This window comes from Pseudomaricurvus sp. (assembly GCF_965662505.1).
In the GTDB taxonomy this organism is placed as follows: domain Bacteria; phylum Pseudomonadota; class Gammaproteobacteria; order Pseudomonadales; family Cellvibrionaceae; genus Pseudomaricurvus.
In genome coordinates, this window is sequence record NZ_CBFIHX010000205.1 from 1 (window position 1) to 3779 (window position 3779).

The 3779-nt window shown below is 53.9% G+C and carries 4 protein-coding genes; 2 read left to right on the plus strand and 2 right to left on the minus strand.

Going from position 1 to position 3779, the window contains the following annotated elements; translation table 11 throughout:
- Positions 1 to 252: 252 nt before the first annotated feature.
- Complete coding sequence (gene gcvT, locus ACTG33_RS16570; RefSeq protein ID WP_439136329.1) at positions 253 to 1368, minus strand: glycine cleavage system aminomethyltransferase GcvT; 1116 nt, start codon at positions 1366 to 1368, stop codon at positions 253 to 255.
- 290 nt (positions 1369 to 1658) lie between these two features.
- On the opposite strand from gcvT, the gene ACTG33_RS16575 reads away from it, so the two are divergent.
- On the plus strand, positions 1659 to 2513 hold the full coding sequence (locus tag ACTG33_RS16575) for a LysR family transcriptional regulator (RefSeq protein WP_439136330.1): 855 nt from the start codon (positions 1659 to 1661) through the stop codon (positions 2511 to 2513).
- A gap of 57 nt (positions 2514 to 2570) precedes the next feature.
- Here ACTG33_RS16575 and ACTG33_RS16580 read toward each other — a convergent pair whose 3' ends face one another.
- Positions 2571 to 3164: an LON peptidase substrate-binding domain-containing protein gene (locus ACTG33_RS16580; RefSeq protein WP_439136331.1), complete on the minus strand. Its 594-nt coding sequence runs from the start codon at positions 3162 to 3164 to the stop codon at positions 2571 to 2573.
- 148 nt (positions 3165 to 3312) lie between these two features.
- Between ACTG33_RS16580 and ACTG33_RS16585 the strand changes: the two genes are divergently transcribed.
- Positions 3313 to 3681, plus strand: a complete 369-nt coding sequence (locus tag ACTG33_RS16585; RefSeq protein WP_439136332.1) for a PepSY domain-containing protein — start codon at positions 3313 to 3315, stop codon at positions 3679 to 3681.
- Positions 3682 to 3779: the final 98 nt, after the last annotated feature.

Consider the following 3779-nt stretch of genomic DNA (forward strand, 5'->3'; position numbering starts at 1 on the left):
GTGTGTTTGTATGTGTATGTAAATACGTTTACTGAATTCTGTGTGTCGTTGCGTTTCTGAACTTCGTCATCGCGAGCATAGCGAAGCGATCCATGTCTGGCACGATCTACGCTACAACGTGCTAATAATGGACAGCCCAGGCTGCCTTCTCTTGCCGTTGGCAATTCACCTTGTTGCCGCGTGGCCTAAAGCCCCTACTGTTGGCGCCTTTGGCTCCTCGCAATGACGGGTTCGGTCTTACCCTCGATACTCTTAACCTCTAAAATAGCGCTGCGGCACAAACGGCATCTTGGCCACGGTCATTGGACGCGGTTTGCCACGTACCAATGCAGCAACCTTAGTGCCAATAATCGCGTAGGGGGCGCTGACATAGCCCATGGCAATCGGGGCGTTCAGGCTGGGAGCAAAGCCGCCACTGGTGACACGGCCGATGACTTCGCCGTCTTCGTCCACAATGTCGGCCCCTTCTCTGACCGGCGCTTTGCCGTCGATCAAAAAGCCCGCGCGCATTTCAGCGACGCCATCGCGCTGCTTGGCGAATAACAGATCCGCGCCCACAAAGCCGCCTTCTTTCTCACCACCGACACGGCGGCTCTTGGCGACTGCCCACCCCAGAGCGGCTTCTGCTGGAGAGCGTTCGTCGTCCATATCATGCCCGTAGAGGCACAATCCAGCCTCCAGACGCAGGGAATCACGGGCACCCAGGCCAATCCACTTCACCGAGGGTGAAGCCAGTAAGCTTTTTGCCAGGGCTTCTGCCTGATCGGCAGGCACCGAGATTTCAAAACCGTCTTCGCCGGTGTAGCCCGAGCGAGTGACGTAACACTCGATACCATCAATGCTCAGATGTTTACCCGTCATAAACACCAGAGAATCGCACTCAGGCGCCAAGGCTCGCAGCACTTCAACCGCTTTCGGGCCTTGCAGAGCCACTAATGCGCGGTCGTCCAGCAACTCCAATTCTGTAGAGGAAGACAGCAGACCGGTGAAATGCGCCACGTCCTTCTCTTTACAGGCGGCGTTAAAGACGACGAAATAGGTGTTCTCATCCCAGCAGGTCACGATCAGATCATCGACGATGCCGCCCTGAGTATTGGGCATAAAGGTGTACACCTGATGACCCGGCTGCAAGGTATCCAGATCCAGCGGCAGGATCGACTCCAGATCGCTCTTGGCGGACTCCCCTTTAATCAGAGCCTGTCCCATATGCGAGACGTCAAACAGACCCGCCTGCTCACGCGTGTGCAAGTGCTCGGTTTTGATGCCGTCAGGGTACTGCACAGGCATGTCGTAACCGGCGAAAGGTACCATTTTCGCGCCCGCTTCAACGTGCATGGCATGGAAAGGAGTTTGCAGCAAATCAGTCATAGTCGGCCCTGTACTCAAAGTCTGTGCTGAAGTGACCACTCGGATGTAGGAAAGCCGACACAATGCAGGACGGCCAACAAAATTTAGACGACCAGCAATACGTGGCAAGAATCCGAGTGTAGAAAGTAAAGTCGTGAATGATACGGCCCACCACTGGATCAGTAAAATTAATAGTGGTTATCCAATTATCAGAAAATCTTATACAATGATCAGGCCACACACTGATCAACTATAGACCGTAAATCAGGCTCACCGGCCCTCAAAACCCTATTGCCAAACAGAAAAAGACGATGAAAAACCTGTCTACTGACGCCATAAGAGCTTTTATTACCGTACTGGAGTTAGGCGGCTTTACTCAGGCCGGGGAATACCTGGGCCGCACACAGCCGGCCATCAGTATGCAAATCAAGAAGCTGGAGCAAAATCTGGGCAAAAGCCTGCTGATTCGTCGTGGACAGTCCATAGAAGCCACCAAGGCGGGTGAGGCTTTTCGTCCATACGCTCGTCAGATGCTCGCCCTGAATGATGAAGCGGTTGAGCTGTTCAGCCAGGAAATGCTGGCCGGCAAGGTGCGACTGGGGATTCCCAGTGAGTTTGCCTCCACCCTGCTGCCCAAAATCGTGGGGCTGTTCTCCCAATCGCACCCGAATGTCACATTGGAAGTCACCAGTGATCTGAGCAAAAACCTGCTGCACGAACGGCGTCGGCTGGAGTTCGATCTGATTCTTGGACTGCACCCGGATCCAGCCCAAATATCTAGCAGTGATATTGTCCGGCTGGATGAGCTGGTGTGGGTCACCAGCGCCGATCACGACACCCATCAACAGGCTCCCTGCCCTCTGATTGTGGCTCCGGAAGGGTGTATTTACCGAGCCAGAGCGGTGGAGCAACTGACCGAATCGGGGATTCCCTGGCGGCTGGTGTACACCAATCCGGACCTGTCAGGCATACGCTCGGCCATTGAAGAAGGTCTGGGGGTCACCGTGCTGTCCAAAAGTACGGTGCCCGGCAATCTGAAAATCCTGAAAAGCAGCGACCGCTACCCGCCGCTGGGCAAGATGGCCATTAGCCTGGTCAAGCCGCAACCCTCCGGCGGACAGGCCGTAGATCGGTTGGCCGAATATCTGGCGGCGTCGTTGAATTAGAAAGTACTTGGCAGCGTCGCTGAATTAAACAGCACTTGGCGGCATCGTTGAATTAAGTCAGCACTCGTCATCGTCACCCTTGCTGAGTCGCGACACTCGCTCAGCCAGATGTTCCAACCGAAGATCCGGATCACTCAAAGACAACAGCGCCACCTTGTCCGGAGAACTCAGCGGCAACAACTGACACAGCTGCCAGCCCAAATCCCGACTGTTGCGGATTTCCGGCAGATTCAATTGTGACACCACGGGATGCTCGCGCAACTCCGTTGCCAGCTCCAGCAGACCGTCATAATGATCCGGAATCGGCTGGCAAGGCTCTTCCGCAAGCCAATTCACCTCAGCCATCATCAATTGGTCGGACTCAATGTGCGTACTATTTAACGTGAATTTTCGGCACCCCTGAATGGTGATGCCCAGCAGGCCATTCTCCAATTGCTCCCAATCCACAATGCGCGCCTCTACCCCAAACTGGAACACCTGTGGCGCACGCCCCACTTCGCGCCCTTCCCTGATCTGCACCACGCCAAAGCCTTCGTCATTTTTCATGCAGCGGCTGACCAGTGAGACATAGCGAGGCTCGAAGATTTGCAGGGTCATCTTTTGTTGTGGGAACAAAGGATTGGACAAGGGAAACAGAGCTATGGACGACATAGAAGAAACACACCTTTCATGGATCAGATTACCGATAAATCTCTCTTACAGGCTTCAGCCAGGGTTCAGTTTAACCGAGCTAGTCTGGTTGCCATACCACAATCCTTGTAGACTGCCTGAAAGTCGATCGCAACCATGGAGTGAGTTCATGAATACCAAGGCATCTCTTTGCCTGCTGAACACCACCAGTCTCATCAGTAGCCGCCACCGATTGATATCGATGAGCCTGCTGCTGATCACACTGTGTTTCAGCTTGACGGCCACAGCCGATCCCAAAGGCTCCGGGCAACGTCAGGGTTTCGATGCACAGCAATCTAATGAGTCACGACACAGCGAAAAGAGACCGCCGCAGAACTTTCAGCAAAAAGCCATCAGTATCTCCCCTCAACAGGCGGTTTCCATCGCCAAGCAACGCCAGCCCGGAAAAGTGCTGAGCGTTAAACGCAACAATGGCTACTACAAGGTAAAAATGCTGCATGAAGGCAAGGTTCGCTACGTAAAAGTGAACGCCCACTAGCGGGTCGAAGACCTGACACATAAAGGAGCTAATGCCATGCACTTGCTGATTGTTGAAGATGAAACTCAGCTGCAACTGCAAATTCGACAACAAATGGA